The organism is Streptomyces sp. NPDC002104 (assembly GCF_053593795.1).
This window is the reverse complement of record NZ_JBSFDF010000012.1, coordinates 114,382-137,754: the sequence shown is the minus strand read 5'-3', so window position 1 is coordinate 137,754 and position 23,373 is coordinate 114,382. Positions and strand designations below refer to the sequence as shown.

Below are 23,373 nucleotides of genomic sequence, written 5' to 3'. Positions count from 1 at the left end.
GACATAGACCTGACACTGCGTTGCACTGTGGCCACTCCCTCCGGCAGTCACGGCCGGAGGGAGATGCCGCCGTGAACACCTGGGGACTCGCCATGCGTCTGCTCAGATTCCTGACCGCCTCCGCCCTGGCACTGGCCGCTCTGTCCCTGCCCTCCGCCGCCGGCGCCGAGCCCCTGCGGGCGGGGGCGGCCGCGGCCGCCGCGGCGCCGCAGACCGTGCCGGCCCTGCGGCAGTGGACGGCCGGCAGCGGGACGTACGGCTTCACGAACACCAGCCGGATCGTCGTCGATCCCGCCCACACCGCGCAGCTCTCCGACGAAGCCGCCACGTTCGCCGAGGACTTGGGCGCGCTGACCGGGCGTGCGGTGGCCGTCGCCACGGGGAACGCCTCGCCCGGCGACATCACCCTGGGCCTGGGCGACGCCTCGCTGCCCGCCGAGGGGTACCGGATGACCGTCGGCCAGACCCTCGCCATCCAGGCCGGCACCGACACCGGAGCCTTCAACGGCACCCGCACCGTACTGCAGTTGCTGCGCCAGTCGGCTTCCGTGCCGGCCGGAACGGCGGTGGACTGGCCGACCAAGGCCGAGCGCGGGCTGATGATCGACCAGGGGCGGAAGTTCTTCACCGTCGAGTGGGTCAAGCAGCACATCAAGGAGCTGGCCTACCTCAAGCTCAACTCCTTCCACTTCCACCTGTCGGACACCTTCGGCTTCCGCCTGGAGAGCGCGACGCACCCGGAGATCGTCTCCGCCGAGCACTACTCCAAGCAGGACATCGCGGACCTGGTCGCGCTCGGGCAGAAGTACCACGTCACGATCGTGCCCGAACTGGACACGCCCGGGCACATGAACCAGATCCTGGCCGCGCATCCGGAGCTCAGGCTCAAGGACAGCTCGGGCACGGCCAGTTCCGAGTTCATCGACCTGTCCCTGCCCGGTTCGTACACCCTGATCAAGGACCTGGTCGAGGAGTACCTGCCGCTGTTCCCGGCCCCCTACTGGCACATCGGCGCCGACGAGTACGTCACCGACTACGCCAGGTATCCGCAGCTGCTCGGCTACGCCCGCGCCCACTACGGCGCGAACGCGACCGCCAAGGACACCTACTACGGGTTCGTGAACTGGTCCGACGCCCTGGTCCGCGCGGCCGGCAAGACCACCCGGATGTGGAACGACGGCATCAAGGCCGGGGACGGGACCGTCACCCCCGACGCCCGCATCCTCGTCGAGTACTGGTACAGCTACGGGCTCACCCCCCAGCAGCTCATCGATGCCGGGCACACGATCGCCAACGAGTCCTGGACACCGACCTATTACGTGCTCGGCGGGGCGAAGCCGGACACCAAGTGGATGTACGAGACCTGGACCCCGGACCGGTTCGAGGGCGGCGCCACCATCGGCGACCCCGCGAAGAACCGTGGTTCGCTGCTCCACGTGTGGTGCGACAGCCCGAACGCCGAGACCGAGACGCAGATCGCCGCCGGCATCATGTACCCGCTGCGCGCGCTCGCCCAGCAGACGTGGGGTTCGCCCAAGCCGGCCGCCACCTATGCGGGGTTCACGCCGATCGTGGCAGCGATCGGGCACCATCCCGGCTGGCCCGGGACCGCGCAGCCGGGCAACCTCGCCCGCAACCGCCCCACCACCGCGTCCAGCAACGAGACGGCCAACTTCCCGGCCCCGCTGGCGACCGACGGCGACCCGGGCACCCGGTGGTCGAGCGCCTACGCCGACCCGCAGTGGCTGCAGGTGGACCTCGGGTCCGCCCAGGCCGTCAACCGCGTGGTGCTGCGCTGGGAGGCCGCGTACGGGAAGGGCTTCCAGATCCAGGTCTCCGACGATCAGAGCACCTGGCGCACCCTGTACTCCACGACCACGGGCACCGGCGGGGTCCAGGACCTGACCGGCCTGACCGGCTCCGGCCGCTACATCCGGGTCTACGGCACCCAGCGCGGCACCGCCTACGGCTACTCGCTGTACGAGTTCGAGGTGTACGGAGGCCAGTTGAGCGGGACCCGGACCCTCACCGCCGCCGGCAAGGCGCTCGACGACCCGGCGAGCTCCACCGCCTCCGGCACCCAGCTGATCACCTGGACCCCGCACGGCGGCCCCAACCAGCAGTGGCGGCTGACCCTCACCGGCGACGGCGGCTACACCCTGGCCAACGGCTCGTCCGGGCTCTGCGCGGACGTGGCGGGCGGCTCCACCGCCGCGGGCGCGGCCGTGGTGCAGGCCGCCTGCGGCAGCGGCGACAGCCAGCGCTGGGTGCTCACCCCGGTCGGCTCCGGCGAGTACACGGTGGCCAACAAGAGGAGCGGGCTGCTCCTGACCACCGCGTCCGGCGCGGACGGGGCCCTGGCGAGCCAGCAGGCCGCCACCGGTTCGGTCCACCAGCGCTGGCAGATCGGCTGAACCCGGGTGGCGGGGGTGCTCAGGCCGAGTGGGCCAGGCTCGCCGGGTGGACGGCGTAGGCGAAGGGGAGTCCCCGGGCGTACCGCTCCAACTCCTGGGCCGCGCACGCGGCGAGCCGTCCGAGCTCGTTGCCGAGGGACCCGGCGATGTGCGGGGTGAGCAGGACGTTCGGCAGGTCGTAGAGCGGTGACGCGGCCGGCAGGACGTCGGGGTGGGTGACGTCGAGGACGGCGTGCAGCCGGCCGGACACCAGTTCCGCGGTGAGCGCCTCCGTGTCGACCAGGGTTCCGCGGGCCGTGTTGACGAGCGTCGCGCCGTCGCGCATCAGGGCCAGGCGCCGGGCGTCGACCAGGTGGCGGGTCTCGGGGGTCTGCGGCGCGTGCACGGTCACCACGTCGCTGCGGCCCATCAGTTCGTCCAGGCCGACGGGTTCTACCCCCAGGGCCCGGGCCTCGTCCCCGTCCAGGTACGGGTCGTGGACGAGCACGTGGGCGTCGTAGGAGCGGAGCAGTTCGATGACCCGGCGGCCGATGCGCGAGGCGCCGATGATGCCGACGGTCCTGCCGTAGTTGCCGATCCCGGGGTACAGCGTGAGCGGGTCGAGCTGGGTGCGGGCCTCCCGGTAGGCCCGGGCGGTGGTGAGGACGCGCTTGTTGGCGAAGACGATCGCGGCGACCGTGAACTCGGCGACGGGCCGGGCGTTGGCCTCGGCGGCGCTGGTGACGGTCAGTCCGCGCCGCCAGGCCGCGTCCGTCATCAGCCCCTTCACGGTGCCGGCGGTGTGCACCACCGCGCGCAGGGAAGGCAGGAGTTCGAGCGCCCGCTCGGTGAGGGGCGGGCAGCCCCAGCCGGTGAGCAGGACCTCGGCTTCGCGCAGCCGCGCGGGGTCGGCCGCGGCGAAGTCGGTGACGAGGTGTGCGGGGTCCAGCAGCGCGGTGGCGCCGAGCCGGGCGAGGGCCTGCTCGTCGAGCAGGGCCTCCTTCGTCTCCGGGCTCATGACGAGGAGGGTGCGGGGCTTGCGGGGCCCTCCGGGGAGGGCGGGGAGGGCGGGGAGGTCGGGGAGGTCGGGGAGGTCGGGGTTCGTCACTTGAGCGCTCCCGCCGTGAGGCCGGAGCGCCAGAACCGCTGCAGGCCGATGAAGGCGAGGGCGAGCGGGATGACGGCGACCAGGGATCCGGTGATGGCCAGGGAGTAGAACTCCGGGTACTGGAGCACGACTTGGTTCCAGCTGTAGATGCCGAGCACCGCCGGGTACAGGTGCTGGTCGTTGAGCATGACCAGCGGCCCGAAGAAGTTGTTCCAGCTCGCGGTGAAGGAGAAGAGGAAGAGGGTCATGAAGCCGGGCAGGAGCATCGGCAGCGAGATCGACCGGAACACGCGCAGCTCACCGGCTCCGTCGATGCGGGCGGCCTCCAGGACCTCACCGGGCACGTAGCCCTCGGAGAAGACCCGGGCCAGGTACACGCCGAAGGGGTTCACGAGCGCCGGGATGAGGACCGACCAGTAGGTGTTGACGATCCCGGTCTCCGAGGCGAGCAGGTACTGCGGGAGCGTGATGACGACGGCGGGGACGAGGGTGCCGGCCAGGACGAGCCCGAAGAGCGCACCCTTGCCGCGGAACTCGTACTTGTCGAAGCAGTATCCGGCGCCGACGCTGATCAGCGAGGACGCCAGGGATCCGACGACGGAGTAGAGGAGGCTGTTGAGCAGCCAGCGGCCGAAGATGCCGTCGTCGTGGGCGAAGACGGCCCGGAGGTTGTCGATGAGGTGGAACGCGCCGAAGCCGAAGCCGGCCGTCCCGAAGAGGTCGGCGTGGTTCTTGGTGGCGGCGATCAGCAGCCAGGTCAGCGGCATCAGGGTGTAGAGGACCGCCACCAGGAGCACGGCGTTGACCACGGCCTTGGAAGCCGTCGCGCCGCTCCGGCGCGGCCTCCCGCCCTGCTTCCGGTCCGCCCGCCGGGCGGCCGGGGCTCCGGGTGCGGGCGCCGGCCCGTTGCCGGTGGCGGGGGCCGCCTTGGGGGTGTCCTCGGGCGGGGCCGAGGGGGCCGTACGGGTGCTCATGCCGAGTCACCTCGCTTTCCGATCCGGGTGACGACGTAGGAGAGGGTGCCGGCGACGAGGGCCACGATGAGCGAGGCGGCGGACGCGAGACCGTAGTCGTGCCGCTCGAAGGCCGCCTTGTAGATGAACATCATCGGGGACCAGTCCGAGCCCATCGAGCCGGCCCGCTTCGAGAGCAGCATCGGCTCCCCGAAGATCTGGACCACGCCGACACAGGTGAACAGGAGGGTGAGGAAGACGGCCGAGCGGATCATCGGCAGTTTGATGCGCAGCGCGATGCGCAGTTCTCCGGCTCCGTCCATGACGCCGGCTTCGATGACCTCGCGGGGCACGGCCTGCAGCGCGGCGAAGAAGATGATCATGTTGTAGCCGGTCCACTGCCAGGCCGCGACGTTCACCAGCGAGGGCAGGACGCTGCCGGGGGCGAAGAAGTCCCAGTGGCCGCCCGCCGCTTCGATCCAGTCCAGGACCGGGCTCAGGCCGGGGGTGTAGAGGTAGGTCCAGATGATCGCGGCGATCAGTCCGGGAACCGCGTGCGGCATGAAGACGGCGAACTGGACGAGGCGTTTGGCCTTGGCCGCGGCCGAGTCGACGAGCAGGGCCAGCGCGAGGGCCGCGCCGATCATCACGGGTATGTAGACGGCGCAGTACGCGGCCACGTGCAGGAAGGAGGAGCTGAAGCCGTGGTCGCCGAATGCCTTGGCGTAGTTCCCGAACCCGCTGAAGACCCGCTCGGTGCCGCCGAATCCGAGGCCGGAGGACCGCTCGGTGAACAGGCTCATCCAGAGCGCGTAGCAGACCGGCAGGATCAGGACCGCGGTGAAGAGCAGGAAGAACGGGCCGAGGAGGACGAGCAGCGCCCTGCCCTGGCCCGGCCGGTGCACGGGCGCGGCGCGGCGCGGTGAACGGGTGAGTGGTGCTGCCACCGGATCTCCTTGGTGGTGCGCTGAGGAGGAACGGACGGAGGGCGCCTTGGACGAAGTCTCAGGAGGAGCCCTGAAGGGGCGAAGGCGGCGAAGGCGGCGAAGGGATGCGAGCGGGAGCGGGGCCCGGGCGCCGGGAGGGTTCCGGGAGCCGGGAGGGCTTCGGGCCCCGCGCGGCGCCTACTTCGCGAGGTTGAGCCCGCGGCCCTTGATGGCCGCTTCGGCGGCGGCCTGACCGGCCGCGAGTCCGTCGGTCAGGGTGCCCTTGAGCCCGGCGTCCTGGATGGCGGTGTTGGTGGCCGTCTGCACGGGGCCCCAGACCCAGCCCGGGACGATGGTGTCGACCTGCGCACCGGAGATCTCGTACACCTTGTCGCCGCCGAAGAAGCCCTTGTCGTCGAAGGCCGCGGCGGCGATCGGGCGGAGCTCGGGGCTGGCGGGCAGGCTGCTGCTCGGCGTCTTCAGGCTGCTGAGGCGGGCCTTGACTCCCTCGGGGCTGGTGGCCGCCCACGTGGCGAACTCGGCCGCTTCCCTGACGTGCTTGCTGCCCTTGGTGACGGCGTAGCTGGTGCCGCCGAACATTCCGGTGGCCGGGGTGCCCCAGTGCGGCAGCGGGGCCACGCCCCACTTGCCCGCGTCCTTGGCCAGGGCGGTCATGGTGCCGCCCGCGCTCCACGAGGCGCCGATGAAGCTGGCCATGACCCCGTCGGCCTTGGCCTTCGCGAACTCCGGGCCGTTGATCTTCAGGTTCATCACCAGGTCGTCCTTGACCAGGCCCTGCCAGTACGAGGCCACCTTCTGCGAGGGGGCGTCGTTGATGCCGACCTTCCAGCCGTCGCCCTCGGTGCCGTACCACTTGGCACCGGCCTGCCAGGCGAGCGCCGCGAGCAGGGGCGCGTCGTCGTTGCCCCAGCCGCCTATGCGCACGTTCTTGTCGGAGGCCTTGATCTTCTCGGCGGCCGCCTTGTACTCGTCCCAGGTCTTGGGGACTTCGGCTCCCGCCTTCTTGAAGAGGTCCTTGCGGTAGTAGAGGAGGTTCGGCGTGGCGTCGTACGGCACGGCCCAGGTCTTGCCGCCGAGGGTCACCCGGTCCTGCACGCCCTGGGGGAACTTCGCCTTCACGGTCGCGCCGGCCGGGGCGGTGATGTCCTCCAGGAAGCCCTGGCTGACGAACTCCGGGAGGGTCGGGTACTCGATGCCCGCGACGTCGGGAGCGTTGCCGGCCTTGATCGCGTTGCTGATCTTGGCGTACCCGTCCGGTCCGCCGGTGATGGCCGAGAAGGTGACCTTGATGTTCGGGTGGGACGCGTTGAAGGCGTCCACCACCTGCTGGGCACCTCCGGTCCAGCCCCAATAGGTCAGGTTGACGGGCCCCTTGGGGGCGGCATCGGCCTTGGGCGCGGCGCCCTCGCTCCCCCCGCAGGCAGTGGCGAACAGGGCCAGCGAGAAGGCGGCGAGGGCGGCGCGGGAGGTACGGGAAGTGAGCTTCACTGCTCTGCTCCTCAGGTGCGAGCCGTCGATGCGGCGAGGTGATGCACATCATTCGGCCAGAGGAGAAGCGAGTCAATAGAAAACGCAAGGTTAAGAAAGAAAAGCGAAGTAACCGTTAGACCTCGCTGGACGCGCGCACCCGGAGCTCGGGAAGGATGGCGATCCGCCGCCTCGGCCGGCCCGGCTCGCGCAGCCTCCGTACGAGCAACTCCACTCCCGTGACGCCGACTTCGTGCTTCGAGGGCGCCACCGCGCTCAGCGGCAGGTCCGCCAGGGAGGCCACCTCGTCGTCGTACGAGACCAGCGCGACATCACCCGGTACGGACAGCGAGGCGCCGCGCAGCCGCTGCATCAGCACCATGGCCTCGTGGTCGGGGTGGACCAGGGCGGCGTCGACGCGCCCCTCCCGCACCGCTTCCACGAAGGCGGCCATCAGCTCTTCGTACGCGGCCTCGCCCGCGCCGTGCTCCGCGAGGTCGAGGAAGAGCGCGTCCCCCGCGGCGTCGGGGCCCGCCTCGGCCATCGCCGCGTCGTAGCCCTCCTTGATCCAGGGTGCGGTGGGGGTCCCGCCGCGCATCACGAGGGCGATCCTGCGGCGTCCCGTGTCCAGCAGGTGGCGCACCGCCAGCCTGGCTCCGTACCCGTGGTCCGTGCCGACGTGCTCGGCGGCGGAAGCCTGCTGTTCGGGGCGGCGCTCGATCAGGACGACGGGCACGCCGAGCTCCTCGTACCACTGGCCGCCCGGCTTGCCGTCGCCGGCGGAGGGCGCGAGCAGCAGCCCGTCGACGCCGTCCGTGACCATCCGTCCGGCCTGCGCCTTTTCCGTGTCCACGTCGTACGTGGACACGGCGAGGGTCAGCCGCACCCCGAGGGCGTCGGCCGCCTCCCGGGCCCCCTTGATCACCTCGGGGTAGTAGTAGGCGGACGAGGGCACGATCAGCCCGAGGACCAGCGGCCGGCCGGCCCCCGCCCCGGCGGCGGGACCGGGCGCGGCCGTGCGGGCCGGCGCCGGGGCCGCGGTCACGGGGGCGGTCTCCGCCCAGTCCTCGGGCAGCATCGCACCGCCGTGCACCCGGGCCAGCAGGCCTCGTTCCGCCAGGACTTCGACGTCCTTGCGCACCGTGACCACGGACACGCCGAGCTCCGCGGCGAAGTCCGTGACGCGCATCGATCCCGCTTCGCGGACCCGGCGCAGGATCGCCTGCTGTCGTTCCTCTGCGTGCACGGTGGAGCTCCCCTCGACTGCGTCCCTGGTCGAGGTCAGGGTAGCGCGCGGGAGCGGTTACTTGCGTTTCCTTTCGAACGAAAGGAAACGCAGAGCCCACTTGCCGTCCGCTCCACCGTCACCACGTTCGGCGGTGTCCTGGCCGGCTGACGCGCGCCGCCCGGCAGGGCCCCGTACGGGCCGACCGGCGGGCTAACCCGCGGCGGAGTCGGCCTCGCCGCAGTCGGGGTGGCCCCAGCGCGATCCGAGCTTGCTGATCTTCTCCCCCGCCGCGTACTGCTTCCCGCAGGGGCAGGTGCCGGGGAACTTGGCCTTGATGGTCACCCCGGCCCGGCCGCCGGTCGCGCCCTTGGTGGCCGTCGCGCTCCTGGCCGGCCCGGCCCCCGCGGGGCGGCGGGCGGAGGCGCTGCCGCGGGCGGACGTGCTGCGGGCCGGGGTGCTGCGGGCCGGCGCCGGGACGGGCATGGACGCGTGGCCCAGCGCGGTACCGGCCGGCTCCTGGCTCACGGCCGCGTCGCTGGCCGCCTGGTCGGCGATGGCGTTCAGATGGTCGCCGTCCTCGCGGTGCGCGGGGACGTAGCGGAACTCCACGTCCCGGTCCGTCAGCAGGGCGTCGATGCTCTCGACGAGCTCGCGGTTGGCCACCGGCTTGCCCGCGGCGGTCTTCCAGCCGTTGCGCTTCCAGGCCGGGAGCCACTGGGTCACGGCTTTCATGGCGTACTGGGAGTCCATCCGCACCTGCACGGCCGTACCGGGGGCCACGGCCTCCAGCAGCCGCTGCAGAGCGGTGAGTTCACCCACGTTGTTGGTGGCCCGGCCGAGCGGCCCGGCCTCCCAGCGCTCGGGGTGCCCGTGGGCGTCGGCGATGACCCAGGCCCAGGCGGCCGGCCCGGGATTTCCCTTGGCCGCCCCGTCGCAGGCGGCGATGATGCGATCAGACATCCCCCGATCATGCCTCACCGCGGCCACTGCCCTTGCCCACGGCCGCGGCCGCCGGTCCGGTCGCGGCTGCCGGTCCGGTCGCGGCCGCCGGTCCGGTCGCGGCTGCCCGCCCGGCTCCTGCCTCTTCTCCTTCGCTTTCTTCTTCGCTTTCTCCTTCGCCTTCGCCTTCGTCTTCTCCTCCGCCTTCTCCTTCGCCGTCCCGGGACGCGCCCGGCGCCTGCTGCGCCTGCGGCCGCTCCTCGCCGTGGGGTCGCGGCAGGAGCCGGTCCAGGAAGGGCGGCAGCCACCAGTTGGCCCGGCCCATCAGGAACATCGCCGACGGGACCAGCACCAGCCGCACCACGGTCGCGTCCAGGACCACGCTCACGGCCAGGCCCACCGCGAGCATCTTGACCACGACCGTGGGCGACGCCGCGAAGGACAGGAAGACCGCGGTCATGATGAGCGCCGCGCTGGAGATGACCCGGCCCGTGGCCGCCAGGCCCGTACCGACGGCGAGGGTGTTGTCCCCGGTGCGGTGCCAGGATCCGGCGATGGCGGAGAGCAGGAAGATCTCGTAGTCCATCGACAGGCCGAAGACGATCGCGAACATCATCATCGGTACGAACGACTCGATGGGGACGGGCTCCGACACCCCGATCAGCCCGCTCCCCCAGCCCCACTGGAACACCGCGACGAGCACCCCGTAGGACGCGGCGGTGGTGAACAGGTTCAGGGCGACCGCCTTGAGCGGGACCACGACGCTGCGGAACACGAAGGTCAGCAGGACGAGCGCGGCGGCCAGCACGATGCCGATGATGAGCGGCAGCCGGTCCTTGACGGTGTCGCGGAAGTCCAGCTGGCCGGCGGTGGATCCGGTGAGGTAGCCCTCGGCGCCGGTGCCGTCGAGCGCGGACGGCAGGGTGGTCCGGGTCAGCTGCGTGAACAGGCTCCCCGTGCCCGCGCTCTGCGGCCCGGTGGCCGGGGTGACGGTGGAGACGAGCAGGCGGCCGTCGGGGCTCGGCGCGAGCGGGGTGAACCCCGCTATCCCGGCCGTGTCGCGCAGCGCCGCGTCGAGTCCGGCGCCGATCCGGTCGGCCGGGACGGTGGCCCCCCGGAGGTCGGCCACCAGGACGAAGGGGCCGTTGGCCCCGGGGCCGAAGCCGGGACCCCCGCCCTCGGCGATCCAGTCGTAGGCCGTGCGCGTGGTGCTGCCCGCCCGGTCGGCGCCGTCGTCGACGTGGCCGAGGCGCATCGAGAACAGCGGTACGGCGCACAGCGCGAGCAGCAGGGTGCCCGCGGTCAGGAACTTCCACGGATGCCGCGCCACCAGGGCGGCGTAGCGGTGCCAACCGTCGTGGTCACCGGAGGTCTCGGCGACGGGGCGGCGCAGCGCGAACCGGTCGATCCGTCGCCCCACCAGGCCCAGGGCGGCCGGGACGAGGGTCAGGGCGGCCGCTCCGGTGACGACCACGACGAGGGTGGCGGCCAGCCCCATGCGGCCGATGAAGGTCAGTCCGCAGGTGTACAGGCTCAGCATGGCCACCGCGACGGTGACGGCGGCCACGACGACGGCGCGCCCGCTGGTCGCGGCGGTACGGGCGGCCGCGCCGACCGGATCGTGCCCGTCGAGGAGGTCCTGGCGGAAGCGGGTGGTGAGGAAGAGGGCGTAGTCGATCCCCACGCCGAGGCCGATCATGGTGGCCAGCGTGGGGGCGGCGGTCGCGAAGCTGAGGACCCCCGCCACGATGCCGACGATGCCGAGCCCCACGCCGACGCCGACCACCGCGGTGACCAGGGGCAGCAGGGCGGCGGCGACGCTGCCGAAGGCGAGCAGCAGGATCAGCAGGGCCACGAGGACACCGGCCGCCTCGCGGGCCTTGTCGTCGGCGGGCGGCCGGACGACCTGGTTCAGGTCCCCGCCGTACGCGACCTCCACGCCGGAGGCGCGGGCCGCGGCGGTGGCCGCGTCGAGGGTGCCGGTGTACTCGTGCCCGAGGGTCTTGACCTGCCGGTCGAAGGACACGGTGGTGTAGGAGGTACGGCCGTCCGCGCTGGTCACGACCGGGGAGACGGCGGTGACGTGGGGCATCCGCGCGAGGCGGGCCGCGCTTTCGTCGACGGCCTGGCGCTTCCCGGCCAGGGAGCCGGAGTCCACGTGGAAGACCACGCGCCCGTTGGGGTCCCCGACCCCGGGGGCGGACGCGGCCAGCAGATCCGCGCCGGTACGGGACTGCGTGCTGGGGAGGCTGATCTGGTCGCTGTAGACCGGGGCGGCGAGCCGGCTGCCGGCCATCGCCGCGGCCAGCAGCAGGAGCCAGACCACGATCACCCGGACGGGGTGGCGGGCGCAGAAGCCGCCGAGGCGGCCCAGGCGGCCGGCTTGGCCGGGGCCGCGGGTCCGGCTGGTTCGGCCGGTCCGGCCGAGGGGGGAATGCACGACGCCTCCAAGAACGGTCAGGGCTGACTGACTCGAAGCACCCTGGCAGAAAATGTCAGGACTGACAATTGTCACCCCTGACGATTGACAGGGGTGACGGCATTGTTAGGCTTCGACGGTGAACCAAGATCCGCCCGCCCCCCTCTCCGCACCCTCACCCGCACCGGGATCCGCACCGGGATCCGCGGGATCCGCGCCCGGCTCCAAACCGGAGCCGGAGCCGGATTCCGGCCTGCGCGAGCGGAAGAAGGAGCGGACCCGCACACTGCTGCGCGAGGGCGCCGCCGCGCTGTTCGCCGAGCACGGTTTCGCGGGCACCACGGTCGCGGACATCGCCGCCTGCGCGAACGTCTCCGAGCGGACCTTCTTCCGCTACTTCGACAGCAAGGAAGCCCTGCTCCTGCCGGACAGCGTCGACCTGTTCGCGTACGTCGAGGCCGAACTGGCCCGGCGCCCGCCGCACGAGGAGCCGCTCGACGCGGTCTGCAACGCCCTGATCTCCGCGGTGGCCCCCTTCGCGGCGTCCAGCCTCACCGCCCTGACCCACTCCGTGGCCATCGCGGGTGACGAGCGGGTGGTGGCCGCCCAACTCGTGCAGCTCTTCGCCAACTTCGAGGACCGGCTCACCCTCATCGTGCTGAACCGGCTCCCCGCCGACACCCCCGACGCCGACCTGCGCGCCGGGGTGATCGCGGGCGCCGCCCTGTCCGCCGTCCGCGCCGTCCTGCGCACCCAGCGCCGGCGCCGCGCGAACGGCACCCTCACCGTCACCCCGCCCTCCGCCCTCCTGCTGGAGGCCTTCGGAATGCTGAAGCAGATCGGATCCGCCGCACCATGAAGCTCCGACGCACCCCCGTCCTCGTCGCCGCCGGCGCGGCCACCGCCCTGATCGGGGTCTTCGTGGCCGACATCGCGGTCGAACACACCGCCCAGGACCGCATCGCGCGGGCGGCCGGCTGCCGCCTCCAGGCCCGCGGACCCGTCACCGCGGAACTCTCCGGCACCTTCGCCGGACTCCGCGCGCTGACCGGCCAGGTGGGCTCCGTGCACCTCGCGGCCGAGGACGTGCGCCGCGCCGGCATGGACATGGACATGAACGTCAAGGCCGACCTGTACGACGTCACGCGCGACGGCTCCATGAGCGGCGGCCGCGCGACGGTCACCATCCCCTACGCGGCCCTGCAGAAGCACCTGGCCGACTCGGGGGAAGCCGCCGCGGGCGTCGACGGGCTGAAGGTGGGCGGCGACGCGAAGGGGCTCACCCTTTCCGGGACCGTGGGCGGTCTGGGCCTCCCCGTCACCGTGCACGCGAGCACCAGCACCACGGCGAGCGGCATCACGATCACCCCGGAGACGGTCTCCGTACTGGGCCGCGAACTGCCGATAGCCACGGTGAGCGGGCTGCCCGGCGCGGGCGGCCTTGCCGAGCAGCTCGCGCCCCGGACCGTGGAGGTCGGCGACCTGCCCGAAGGAGTCAGCTTCACCGGAGCCCGGACCACCGGAGCCGGCCTCACCCTGGACGCCTCCCTCGCGAAGTCCTTCACACCGGACGCCGCGGGAAGCAACTGCAAGTCGGTGTAGGCGGCCATCGATTGTTCTTGTTGGCAAACCCAGACAAGCCTCGTCCTGACCGGTCTGGCGCTCGCCGCCACCGGCTGCTCCGCCGCCACGACCGACAAGGCCGTGGAGCAGGTCGACAAGGCCGTGAACGAGACCTACGAGGTCACCTACGAGGTCACCGGCAAGACCGTCGACTCCGTCTCCTTCCACGACGGAGGAGGCACGGCCACCGCGCCGAACCTCGTGACCGCCGAGCAGCCGGGCACCACGTGGACCAAGACGGTCACCCTGCGCGGCATCATGCCCCCGGCGGTCTCCCCCAGCTCGGCCGACGACACCGCCGACCTCACCTGCAAGGTCATCCATCAGGGCAAGGTCATCAAGGAGGCCACGGGCGAAGCCGCCGCCGCCGGTGGCTGCGTAGCCGTGTCCCCGATCACCGCGCCGTAGGCGATCCGGCCGGCAGGTGGGCACCTCCCGCCGCAACAGGCTTGACCTCAAGCGTGGTTGAGGTGTGACCATGATCCTCATGACCACGGAATCACCGTCCCGCGCGGCGGACATCGAAGCGATCGGCCGGCTCGTCGCCACCGTCGAGCACTCCCAGCGGACCAAGGACCCCGAGGAGTTCCTCGCCCTCTTCCACCCGGACGCGATCTGGACGACGGCCCACGGCAAGGTCCTCGTCGGCCTGGACGCGATCTCGGAGTTCACCCGCAAGGTCCTGCCCGCGGCGAACTGGGACGGCCAGGTCACCTACGAGGTGGTCCACGTGCTCTTCATCCGCCCCGACGTCGCGGCCGTCAAGGTCCGCCAGCGCTACGTGTCGCCGGGCGAGGAGAGCGAGGGCGCTCCCCTGTACGTCATCGCGAAGCAGCCGGACGGCCGCTGGCTGCTGACCGCCTGCCAGAACACCGGGGTGGTCGTGGACCAGCCCTAGATCGTCGGGTCCGCCTAATCGGCTCGCGCGAGGCAGCTCCGGACGGAGAGGATGGCCCGGCCAGTCCGCCGTTCGAAGGAACTCCCATGAGTAGCCCGCCGTCCGCCCGGTCCGCCCGCGCTTCCCTGGACGGGCTGGTGATGGGCGATGCCTTCGGTGACAGCTGGTTCACGCTTTCCGGCGAGAACGTCGAGGAGCAGTGGGCGGCACGCCGGCTCCGGCCCGCCCCGTGGCGGTGGACGGACGACTCCGCCATGGCGTTCGTGCTCTTCGCCCACCTGGGGACCCACGGGGAGGTCCGGCCCGACGCTCTGGCGAGGGAGTTCGCCGCCGAGTACGCGCGGGATGCGGGACGCAAGTACGGGGCGTCCATGCACGAGGTGCTGGAGCGGATCGGCGCGGGCGAGGGCTGGCGGGGTGTCACCGCCGAGCAGTTCGGCGGGCAGGGCTCCTACGGCAACGGCGCCGCGATGCGGGTCGCGCCGCTTGGTGCCTGGTACCGGGGTGACCCGAAGGAGGCCGCCGCGCAGGCCCGGCTGTCCGCGCGGGCCACCCACGCCCACCCCGAGGCGGTCGCGGGCGCCGTCGCCGTCGCGGTGGCCGCCGCGCTGGCGGCGGCGGGCTCGGGCCACGACGCCCCGGTCCGCGCCGAGTTCCTCCGTGAAGTCGCCCGGTACGTACCGGGCAGCGAGGTCGGCTCCGGGCTGCGGACGGCCGCGGACCTCCCCGCGGGTACGCCGGTGGGCCGCGCCGCGTCCGTACTGGGCTCGGGATGGCGGATCTCGGCGCCCGACACCGTGCCGTTCGCCCTGTGGTCCGCCGCGGGGCACATGGACGACCTGCCCGAAGCCTTGTGGCAGACCGTCGGAGGCTGGGGCGACCGCGACACGACCTGCGCGATCGCGGCCGGGGTCGTCGCGGCGCGCACCGGCACCGGCCGCGTTCCCGCCGACTGGCTCGCGGCGCGCGAGCCCCTTCCGGCATGGAGCGGATGGACACCCGAGCAGGCCGCTCCGGCTGGCGGGGAGCGTCATTCCGAGCAAGGGCTATCCGGAGCCTTCGGCGTCGGCGAGCCGTAGGGTTGCCGCGCCAAGACGGCCCGCCAGCAAGGGAGAAGCGTGCGTTCGGAGGAACAAGTGGGGTGGGAGCGGGACTTCCCGGTCCGGTATCTCCTGGTGCGGGAGGACCCCGAAGGTGAGGAGGAGGGCGTGCTGTGGGGGCGGTGCGCGGAGGTCGAGGGCCTGTTCATGGACGCGCCCCCACTGCCGCGCGAGGTCCTGACGCTGCGCGGCTGCCCGCGTGAGAGCCTGCTGGTCCAGGCCGTCACGGCCGGCGCCGACCCGGTCCGGCTGCTGGGGGACGGCTTGCTCTCGATCGAGCCCGCGGATCCCTCGAGCAGCGGACCGTCCCGCTACTGGGACCTGGAGGACACGGCCGTTCTCGCCCAGTGGCCCACGCCGGGCGATCCCGGGCGCGTGGACATCGTCGTGGGCACCGGCGTCAGGGAGGACGACTACTGGGGCAGCAGGCGGCTGCCGTCGAGTCCGCGGTTCGACCTGTGGTTCCCGACGGTCCGAGAGGACAGCCCTTCGGACAGTTGCCTTTCCATTGAAGGCCTGTTCACCCCGCGCCCGCGGCGACCCACCCCGCCCGTACACCTCATCGGCTGCGAACCCGCCGCACCGCTTCTGGCCCTCCTGCGCCGTCCCCTTCCGCAGAAGGGCGACCCGATCACGCTCCGGCGCCTCGATCGCCACGGCCGGACGATGGCCGGGTACCACCTCGACCTGGACACCGTCGAGGCGCGCCCGTCCGTCCTCGGCGGAGCCCTGATCGACGTCACCATCACCGATCCCGGTGACGACCGCCCCACCCTGGCCGCCCGCGCGGTCTGGGAGATCTGGTCCGACGGTGTGCCCACGCGGCCCCACCAGTGGGCACGGTTCGACACCGAGGGCCGTTCCGAGTGGCTGGGCCTGACCCACCTCGGCCCGTACGGGCCGGAGGGCGTGTCCGGCGGGACGTACCACTTGGACGGACAGCACGTCACCGACAGGAGCGGCCTGCTCCTGGCGCTCGGCGAAGCCCTGCTCGGCCCCGGCGCCCACTACGGCAGAGGGCTGGACTCGGTGGCGGACTACCTGTGCGGCGGACCCTCCGTCGTCCCCCCGTTCACCCTCGTCTGGCACCACGCCGACATCGCCCGCCACGCCCTCGCCGGAGACGTCCTGCACCACCTCGGTGGCCGGTCCTACTTCGAGGAAACCCTGAACGTCCTGCGCGAGAGGAGCGTCACCGTCGTACTCCGGTGAGGGAGGCGACGAACAATCCCATCCCTGTCCCGGCGGATCATGTGACTACTAGGCTGCAACGATGGAACACGATCAGGATCGGGATCGGGATCGGGCGAATCATTACGACGGGTTCGCCGAGGCGTACGCGGCGGAGAACGAGACCAGTCTCGTGAACGCCTTCTACGAGCGGCCCGCGATGCTGGCCCTCGCCGGAGACGTGGCCGGCCGCCGGATCCTGGACGCGGGGTGCGGTTCGGGACCCCTCACCGCTGCCCTGCGCGAGCGCGGTGCGGTCGTCACCGGCCTCGACTCCAGCGCCGGCATGCTGGCGCTGGCCAGGCGCCGGCTCGGTGACGGCACGGCCCTGCACCTGGCCGACCTGCGTGAGCGCCTGCCGTTCGCGGACGGCGCCTTCGACGACGTGGTCGCGTCCCTGGTCCTGCACTACCTGGAGGACTGGGGACCGACGCTGGCCGAGGTGCGGCGCGTCCTCACGCCGGGCGGCCGTCTGATCGCGTCCGTGGACCACCCCTTCGTGGCCTACACGATCCAGGACCCCCGGCCCGACTACTTCGCGGCCGGCAGTTACACCTTCGACTGGACCTTCAACGGGACGTCCGTCCCGATGAGGTTCTGGCGCAAGCCCCTGCAGGCGATGACGGAGGCCTTCGCCACCGCCGGGTTCCGGCTGTCCGTCATCAGCGAACCGCAACCGGATCCGGCGGCGCGTGAGCTGTTCCCCGACGGCTTCCACGGCCTCGCGAGCGCGCCCTGTTTCCTGTTCTTCGTCGTCGAGGTACCGCTGTCGGCCGCGGTGCGCTGATGGCCGGACCGTGGACGTGGACGTGGACGTGGTCCCACCGAGAGACGTTTCGCGCGTATCGCGGACGTATCGAAAATCGGATACGCCCTCGCAACGCCCCACCGGCTCCCCTGGGAACATGAACCGCAACGCATCCCCGTCACCACCGCCCCACCGCGCGCGCAGGCGCGTACTCCTCGACCTGGCGGCCCTCGGTCTGGCGAGCCTCCTGTACCTCGTGCGGGGACCGCTCCTGATGTCCGCTCCGAGGTGCGCGGCCGGGCAGTGGCACGGGTGCTTCGACACGTTCAACGGCGTGGTGCTCATGACCCTCGTCGCCGTGCCGCCGGCCCTGCTGCTGGTGTGGGTCCTGGCACGCCGGCGACGCGCGGCCGGCGTCGCGTCGGCGTGGCGGATCTCGCTGGCCGAGGTCGGCATGGTGCACGGGACGCTGCCGTTCGTGTGGATGACCATGATGCCGGGGTCCGGCGCCGGGATCGTCCCCGGCCGGTTCAGTCTGGTACCGCTGCGGGACCTGGCCACGATGGGGCCGCTCGGGATCGGCGGCAACCTGCTGGTCTTCGCCTCGCTGGGGTTCTTCGCCCCGATGCGGTGGGCGGCACTGGCCTCCGTGCCGAGGGTGCTGGCGCTGGGGGCGGGATGCTCGGTCCTGGTGGAGACCGCGCAGTACGTCCTCCAACTGGACCGGGTCTCCTCCGTGGACGACGTCCTGGTCAACGCCACCGGGGCCGCCCTGGCCGCGCTGGCCTCGCGCCGCTGGTGGCGCACGACTGCTCCGGCGCCGTCGGAGCGGCCCCGGCCCGCCCTGACTCCGGCGGGCTGACACGCGTACCCGATGCGCGCCGACCCGCACCGACCCGCACCGCGCATACGACGCCGATATGTCCGGGTGTCTAGGCTTCGGGCATGCGCGTACTGATCGTCGAGGACGAGCCCTACCTGGCCGAGGCCGTCCGTGACGGCCTGCGGCTCGAGGCGATCGCCGCCGACATCGCCGGCGACGGCGACACCGCCCTGGAACTGCTCGGCGTCAACTCCTACGACCTCGCGGTCCTCGACCGCGACATCCCCGGCCCCTCCGGGGACGAGGTCGCGCGCCGCATCGTCGCCTCCGGCAGCGGCATCCCGATCCTCATGCTCACCGCTGCCGACCGGATCGACGACAAGGCGTCCGGGTTCGGGCTCGGCGCCGACGACTACCTCACCAAGCCGTTCGAGCTGCGGGAGCTCGTCCTGCGGCTGCGGGCGCTCGACCGCAGACGCGCGTACGCCCGCCCCCCGGTCCGCGAGATCGCGGGCCTGCGGCTCGACCCCTTCCGGCGGGAGGTCTTCCGCGACGGACGCTACGTCGCGCTCACCCGCAAGCAGTTCGCCGTGCTGGACGTCCTCGTCGGCGCCGAGGGCGGGGTCGTCAGCGCCGAGGAGCTGCTGGAACGGGCCTGGGACGAGAACGCGGACCCCCTCACCAACGCCGTGCGCATCACCGTCTCGGCGCTGCGCAAACGGCTCGGCGAGCCGTGGATCATCGCCACCGTGCCCGGCGTCGGCTACCGCATCGACACCGACACCCAGCAGCCGGAGACCGAGGGCAGGCCGTGAGTCAGGGCGTGAAGCAGGGCGTGAAGCAAGGCGTGAAGAGAGCCCCTGGGTGGAGCGTTCGCTCCAAACTCACCCTCAGCTACGCCGGATTCCTCATGGTCGCCGGCGTCCTGCTGCTCGCTGCGGTGTGGCTGTTCCTCCTGCGCTACGTCCCCGACCGCGCGCTCATCGTCTCCGCCGAGGCACCCACCACCGGTGTCTTCCCCATCCGGTCCAACCTCCTGCGCGTCTTCGCGCCGAGGGCGGCCGCGGTCCTGGCGTTCCTGCTGGTGCTCGGCCTCGTGGGCGGATGGATCCTCGCCGGCCGGATGCTCGCACCCCTCACCCGCATCACGGACGCGGCGCGGACGGCCGGAAACCGGTCGCTGTCCCACCGGATCCGCATGACGGACCGCCAGGACGAGTTCCGTGAACTCTCCGACGCCTTCGACTCGATGCTCGAACAGCTGGAGTCCCACGTCGCCGAGCAGCAGCGGTTCGCGGCGAACGCCTCCCACGAGCTGCGCACCCCCCTGGCCATCTCCCGGACGCTCCTCGACGTCGCCCGCAAGGATCCGACGCGGGACCGGGACGAGCTCATCGAACGCCTGCACGTGGTCAACGCGCGGGCGATCGACCTCACCGAGGCCCTCCTGCTGCTCAGCCACGGCGACCGGGCGGACTTCGCGCGCGAGGGCGTCGACCTCTCGCTCCTCGCTGAGGAGGCCGCCGAGACCCTGCTGCCCCTCGCCGAGCAGCGCCGGATCGCCCTCGACGTCACCGGCGGGGCGGCCCGGACCGACGGCTCGGCGGAGCTCCTGCTGCGGATGGTGACGAACCTCGTCCAGAACGCCGTCGTCCACAACCTCCCCACCGGCGGGACCGTGACGGTCCACACCGAGGAGGACGAGGAGGACGGCGGCGCGAGCGTCCTGCGGGTCGAGAACACCGGGCCGCGGCTCGCTCCGGAACTGGTCCCGGCGCTCACCGAGCCCTTCCGCCGCGCGACGGACCGCGTACGCACCGACGAGCACGCCGGCGCCGGCCTCGGCCTGGCCATCGTGCACAGCATCGTCCGCGCCCACGCCGGGACCCTCGCCCTCGTCCCCCGCCCCGCCGGCGGCCTCCTCGTGACGGTCCGGCTCCCGGGCGCCGGCCGGGACCAGGGGGTCTCAAGGGCCTGTCCGGTGGATCATGGTGATGGCAGAGTGTGTCCGTGAGTTACAGCATCTTCTTGCTCCGGTTCGTGGACGGCGAGGTCGTCGCCCTGGACGCCGAACGGTTCCGACAGGCGACGGAGCGCTACGTGGTGGCGGGCGGTCCGGAGGAGGGCTTCTCCCAGCTCCGCGCGGAGGACGGGGGTGAGGCGGACCTCTACCACGAGTCCCAGAACGAGGCCGGGATGTTGTCCATGATGGCCACGCACTTTGCCCGTGGCGCGATGCTGGGTGTGCTTGCCCGGCTGGCGGCAGCTCTAGGGGCCTCGATCGTCCCCCAGTCCGGTGGCGCGCTGATTTTCCACGAGGAGGAACGCAGGCATCTTTCTGCGGACCTTCAGGAGAGCGCGGTTGTCATCGCTCCCACGGCGGATGCGTTGCAGGCGGCCTTCGACGCGCGATGAGCGCCTCTACCCCCGACAAGTGTGTTGCTTCCCTCCTGTTCGGCGGGTCATGGACGGACCCGCAAGCGGATTGCGGCGCCGGTAGTTCTCGCGGGTGAAATTCGTGGGCCTGCCGCCCCGGCTGCCTCGGCGTTGGCGGTTGGCGGTTGGCGCGCCGGCTTTTCGGCTCCGGGATGGTGTGCTTGATGCTTCGTCTTCGCAGGTAGCGCCTGTTACGGCGGGAACTGTATGCCTTGTCGCCGCTGATGTGGTCGGGCCGGGTCCGAGGCCGTCCGCTGCGTGCTGATGCGCCCGGCACGACGTCGAGAGGATCCCGTTGATCACTCTGCGGTGGTCGCTCCACTGGCCTCCCCGACCGCCCGACGGCGGCAGATGCGGCTCCAGGAGCGACCACTCGCGATGCGTTAGATCCCCCCGGCCCGTGCCCGAATCGACGATCAGCTGACATGAACGTCACATGGTCCGCCGGACAGGCCCTAGCCGAGGCGGAGGAGTTTCGCGCCGAGGGAGGGAGCGGACAGGTCCGTCTGGAGGGCCACGGGAACCGTCGGTGCGCCGGGCCCCGTGCCGATGGTCAGGGTTCCGATCTCGGTGCCGGCCGGGGCGTGTTCGGGGAGCCCGTCGCCGCCGACGGCGAGGCTCAGGCCGAGCTGCTGGCCCGGCACGGCGACGGCGGCCGTGTCGCGGGTGGCCACCACCGGGGTCCGGGTGCCGAGCCCGTCGTCCACGTAGCCGACGACCTGGCCCTTCTTGACCGCGCCGGCGGAGGTCAGCGCGGCGCGGACGGCCTCGATGACCTTCTTGCTGTTCTGCTTGACCAGTTTCAGGCTGTTGGCGCCGTCGGGGTCGGCGCCGGTGACGTGCTGGTCGAGCATCGTGCCGAGGATCAGCGGGGTCTTGTCGCCCACCGTCTTGTACGCCGCCCACATCAGTGCGCCGCCGGCCGCCGAACTGGAGCCGGTCTTGATGCCCTTGATGCTGAGCCCGGCGATGAGCAGGTCGTCGTTGTTGTTGATGAGCGGCTCGCGCAGGCCCGGGACGGTGGCGTTGGGGAGCATGACGATCGCCCGGAAGGCGTCGAACTTCATGACCTCCTCGGCCAGTTTCAGCTGATCGGCGGCGGTGCTCACGGTCTTGGCGTCGAGCCCGCTGGGATCGGTGTACGTGGTGGAGGTCATGCCGAGTGCCTTGGCCTCGGCGTTCATCTTCTCCACGAACGCGGCCTCGGAATCGCTTCCGGTGTCCCAACGGGCGAGCAGGCGGGCGATGTTGTTGCCGGAGGGGATCATCAGCATCTTCAGCATGTCCTGCTGGGAGAAACGGCTGCCGGCCGTCAGGCCGGTGACGCGCGATTCGCTCGCCGAGGTGCCGTCCGCGACGGCCTTGGCGTCGACCGCGATCTGCGGGCCGCCCTCGTCCTTCTTCAGCGGATGCCCCTTGAGGATGACGTAGGCCGTCATGACCTTGGCGACGCTGGCCGTGGGCACGGGCTTCTGCTCCCCGAACGTCCCGACGTCGCCCGCGCCGCCGATCCGTAGGGCGGCCTGGCCCTTCTCCGGCCAGGGCACCTCGAAACGGCCGTCGAGGGTGACGGAGGACGCGGCGCCCCCGCTGGTGAGGACGGCGTTGGGCAGCGGCCGCAGCGCCTGTACGACGGCCAGTACGGCGACCAGCAGGAGCAGCGGCGGCGCCCAGATCCGGACCCGGCGGGCCACGGTCCGGGCGGGGGTCGCGGGCGGCGGCGGAGTATTGGTGAGTTCCGCGAGCAACCCGAGCGCGGGCAAAGGCTGCTCACTGGTCCCCTCGGCACCGAAGCCGGCCCCCTGCACGGTGCCGAAGCCGGCGCTGCTCCCGCTCCCGCTGCCGCCTGCCACCGGATCAGCGTCCGGGGCCGGGGCCGCGCCCGGGGCCGGGGGCTGGGTCGAGGCCGCGCCCGAGGCCGAGGCCAGAGCCGGGGCCGGGGCCGCGCCCGAGGCCGAGGCCGGGGTCAAGGCAGCGCCCGGGGCCGGGACCGCACCCGGGGCGGAGGCCGGGCCCGAGGCCGGAGCCGGAGCCGAGGCCACGCCCGAGGCCGGAGCCGGAGCGGCCCCCTGCGCCGGACCGGTTCCCGGAGCAGCATCGCCACCCGGTGCCCTTCCCCACGCCGGTGCCCTCACCGGAGCCGGGGCTGCCCCGGAAGGCGGCACGGCTCCCCGAGCCGGGGCAGCCCCCGAAGACGGCACACTCCCCCGAACCGGGGCAGCGCCCAAAGGCGGGACGGTCCCCCGAACCGAACCGGGCACCGAAGGCTGGCCGGGCACGGTTCCCGCAGCGGGGGCGTGCGAAGCCGCCGGCCCGGCAGGGGCCCGCCGCACAGGCGCAGGCCCTGAAGCCGACGCCCAGGTCGGCACCGGCACCTGCTTCGACGGGGCCTCGTCCAGTGGCTTGAGCGCGATGAACTTGCTCGTCTTCTCGGAGTCCGACTCGGGAGGCAGGTCCGGACAACCAGCCTCGGAACCGCCACCGTCCGGCACCGAGTTCGCCCGCGAAACGGCGCCCGGCCACGAAACGGGACCGCGTACGGCCGCGTCCCCAGGCGCATCCGCCGACCCGGACCCGGATTCGGGAGCGGACGCGGACGCAGTGTCGGGTACGGCAGTGGCCCCGCGCACGGCGTCGGCCAAAGGCACTGCCCCAGGACCAGTTTCGGGAGCGGACGCAGCTTCAGATCCGCCCGCAGGAGCGGAAGTCGACGCAGCTTCGGCAGCAGACACTGGCACGGGCCTGACCTCGGCCTCGGCCTCGGCCAAAAGCGACGCCGCGGAGGCAGAGGCAGACGCAGACCCCTGCTCGGGCGCAGACCGAGGCGCGGGTGCGGACACCGACGCATACCCGGGCCCAGACGCGGGTGCAGACCCGGGCGCGGGAACAGACTCGGCCTCGGCCGAAAGCGAGGGCGCGGACCCGGAGTCGGGCGCGGGAACGGACTCGGGTGTAGGCACGGAAGTGGACTTGGGCGCGGGAGCGGGCCTGACCTCGGCCTGGGCCTCGGGAGCGGGAACGGAGTCTGACTCGGCTTCGGCCGAAAGCGACGGCGTAGACG

The 23,373-nt window shown here is 72.2% G+C and carries 20 protein-coding genes and 1 pseudogene; 12 read left to right on the top strand and 9 right to left on the bottom strand.

Going from position 1 to position 23,373, the window contains the following annotated elements; genetic code table 11:
- Positions 1-71: 71 nt before the first annotated feature.
- Positions 72-2,414 (top strand): family 20 glycosylhydrolase, encoded by a 2,343-nt coding sequence (locus ACWCP2_RS13840; protein ID WP_450908779.1) that lies wholly within the window; start codon positions 72-74, stop codon positions 2,412-2,414.
- Between the two features lie 19 nt (positions 2,415-2,433).
- On the opposite strand, the gene ACWCP2_RS13835 is transcribed toward ACWCP2_RS13840, so the two are convergent.
- From ACWCP2_RS13835 to ACWCP2_RS13805, 7 genes are all read right to left on the bottom strand, one after another.
- Positions 2,434-3,411 (bottom strand): hydroxyacid dehydrogenase, encoded by a 978-nt coding sequence (locus tag ACWCP2_RS13835; RefSeq protein WP_450908819.1) that lies wholly within the window; start codon positions 3,409-3,411, stop codon positions 2,434-2,436.
- Between the two features lie 86 nt (positions 3,412-3,497).
- Positions 3,498-4,475, bottom strand: a complete 978-nt coding sequence (locus ACWCP2_RS13830) for a carbohydrate ABC transporter permease (protein ID WP_450908778.1) — start codon at positions 4,473-4,475, stop codon at positions 3,498-3,500.
- A complete protein-coding gene (locus tag ACWCP2_RS13825; protein WP_450908818.1) occupies positions 4,472-5,332 on the bottom strand; it encodes a carbohydrate ABC transporter permease in 861 nt (286 codons plus the stop codon). Before ACWCP2_RS13825 ends, ACWCP2_RS13830 begins: the two co-directional genes overlap by 4 nt.
- Before the next feature lie 246 nt (positions 5,333-5,578).
- Entirely contained in the window at positions 5,579-6,889 is a 1,311-nt protein-coding gene (locus tag ACWCP2_RS13820) for an ABC transporter substrate-binding protein (RefSeq protein WP_450908777.1), read from the bottom strand.
- 115 nt (positions 6,890-7,004) lie between these two features.
- The gene (locus tag ACWCP2_RS13815; protein ID WP_450908776.1) at positions 7,005-8,114 is read right to left on the bottom strand and encodes a substrate-binding domain-containing protein; all 1,110 of its coding nucleotides are present in this window, start codon (positions 8,112-8,114) and stop codon (positions 7,005-7,007) included.
- Positions 8,115-8,306: 192 nt separating this feature from the next.
- Positions 8,307-9,056 carry an RNase H family protein gene (locus ACWCP2_RS13810; RefSeq protein WP_450908775.1) on the bottom strand — a complete coding sequence of 250 codons (750 nt, stop codon included), beginning with the start codon at positions 9,054-9,056 and terminating at the stop codon, positions 8,307-8,309.
- Positions 9,057-9,063: 7 nt separating this feature from the next.
- Complete coding sequence (locus ACWCP2_RS13805) at positions 9,064-11,475, bottom strand: MMPL family transporter (RefSeq protein ID WP_450908774.1); 2,412 nt, start codon at positions 11,473-11,475, stop codon at positions 9,064-9,066.
- 118 nt (positions 11,476-11,593) lie between these two features.
- On the opposite strand from ACWCP2_RS13805, the gene ACWCP2_RS13800 reads away from it, so the two are divergent.
- The 11 genes from ACWCP2_RS13800 to ACWCP2_RS13750 all read left to right on the top strand — a co-directional run bounded on the left by ACWCP2_RS13800 (position 11,594) and on the right by ACWCP2_RS13750 (position 20,291).
- Positions 11,594-12,313 carry a TetR/AcrR family transcriptional regulator gene (locus ACWCP2_RS13800; RefSeq protein WP_450908773.1) on the top strand — a complete coding sequence of 240 codons (720 nt, stop codon included), beginning with the start codon at positions 11,594-11,596 and terminating at the stop codon, positions 12,311-12,313.
- The gene (locus ACWCP2_RS13795; RefSeq protein ID WP_450908772.1) at positions 12,310-13,056 is read left to right on the top strand and encodes an LmeA family phospholipid-binding protein; all 747 of its coding nucleotides are present in this window, start codon (positions 12,310-12,312) and stop codon (positions 13,054-13,056) included. The genes ACWCP2_RS13800 and ACWCP2_RS13795 overlap by 4 nt, the downstream gene beginning before the upstream one ends.
- Before the next feature lie 102 nt (positions 13,057-13,158).
- A complete protein-coding gene (locus ACWCP2_RS13790; RefSeq protein WP_450908771.1) occupies positions 13,159-13,485 on the top strand; it encodes a hypothetical protein in 327 nt (108 codons plus the stop codon).
- 70 nt (positions 13,486-13,555) lie between these two features.
- Complete coding sequence (locus ACWCP2_RS13785) at positions 13,556-13,975, top strand: SgcJ/EcaC family oxidoreductase (protein ID WP_450908770.1); 420 nt, start codon at positions 13,556-13,558, stop codon at positions 13,973-13,975.
- An 86-nt stretch (positions 13,976-14,061) separates the two neighbouring features.
- Complete coding sequence (locus ACWCP2_RS13780; protein WP_450908769.1) at positions 14,062-15,054, top strand: ADP-ribosylglycohydrolase family protein; 993 nt, start codon at positions 14,062-14,064, stop codon at positions 15,052-15,054.
- A gap of 39 nt (positions 15,055-15,093) precedes the next feature.
- Positions 15,094-16,287, top strand: a complete 1,194-nt coding sequence (locus ACWCP2_RS13775) for a barstar family protein (protein WP_450908768.1) — start codon at positions 15,094-15,096, stop codon at positions 16,285-16,287.
- A gap of 61 nt (positions 16,288-16,348) precedes the next feature.
- Complete coding sequence (locus ACWCP2_RS13770; protein WP_450908767.1) at positions 16,349-17,092, top strand: class I SAM-dependent methyltransferase; 744 nt, start codon at positions 16,349-16,351, stop codon at positions 17,090-17,092.
- Positions 17,093-17,210: 118 nt separating this feature from the next.
- A complete protein-coding gene (locus ACWCP2_RS13765; protein WP_450908766.1) occupies positions 17,211-17,915 on the top strand; it encodes a VanZ family protein in 705 nt (234 codons plus the stop codon).
- Between the two features lie 83 nt (positions 17,916-17,998).
- Entirely contained in the window at positions 17,999-18,691 is a 693-nt protein-coding gene (locus ACWCP2_RS13760; protein ID WP_450908765.1) for a response regulator transcription factor, read from the top strand.
- A 32-nt stretch (positions 18,692-18,723) separates the two neighbouring features.
- Complete coding sequence (locus tag ACWCP2_RS13755; RefSeq protein ID WP_450908764.1) at positions 18,724-19,890, top strand: sensor histidine kinase; 1,167 nt, start codon at positions 18,724-18,726, stop codon at positions 19,888-19,890.
- A complete protein-coding gene (locus ACWCP2_RS13750; protein WP_450908763.1) occupies positions 19,887-20,291 on the top strand; it encodes a hypothetical protein in 405 nt (134 codons plus the stop codon). The genes ACWCP2_RS13755 and ACWCP2_RS13750 overlap by 4 nt, the downstream gene beginning before the upstream one ends.
- Positions 20,292-20,360: 69 nt before the next feature.
- Here ACWCP2_RS13750 and ACWCP2_RS13745 read toward each other — a convergent pair.
- Together ACWCP2_RS13745 and ACWCP2_RS13740 are read right to left on the bottom strand one after the other, a co-directional pair.
- Positions 20,361-20,729: pseudogene (locus ACWCP2_RS13745) on the bottom strand (transposase); the annotation flags it as partial.
- Positions 20,730-20,767: 38 nt separating this feature from the next.
- On the bottom strand, positions 20,768-22,165 hold the full coding sequence (locus tag ACWCP2_RS13740; RefSeq protein ID WP_450908762.1) for a D-alanyl-D-alanine carboxypeptidase family protein: 1,398 nt from the start codon (positions 22,163-22,165) through the stop codon (positions 20,768-20,770).
- Positions 22,166-23,373 lie beyond the last annotated feature (1,208 nt).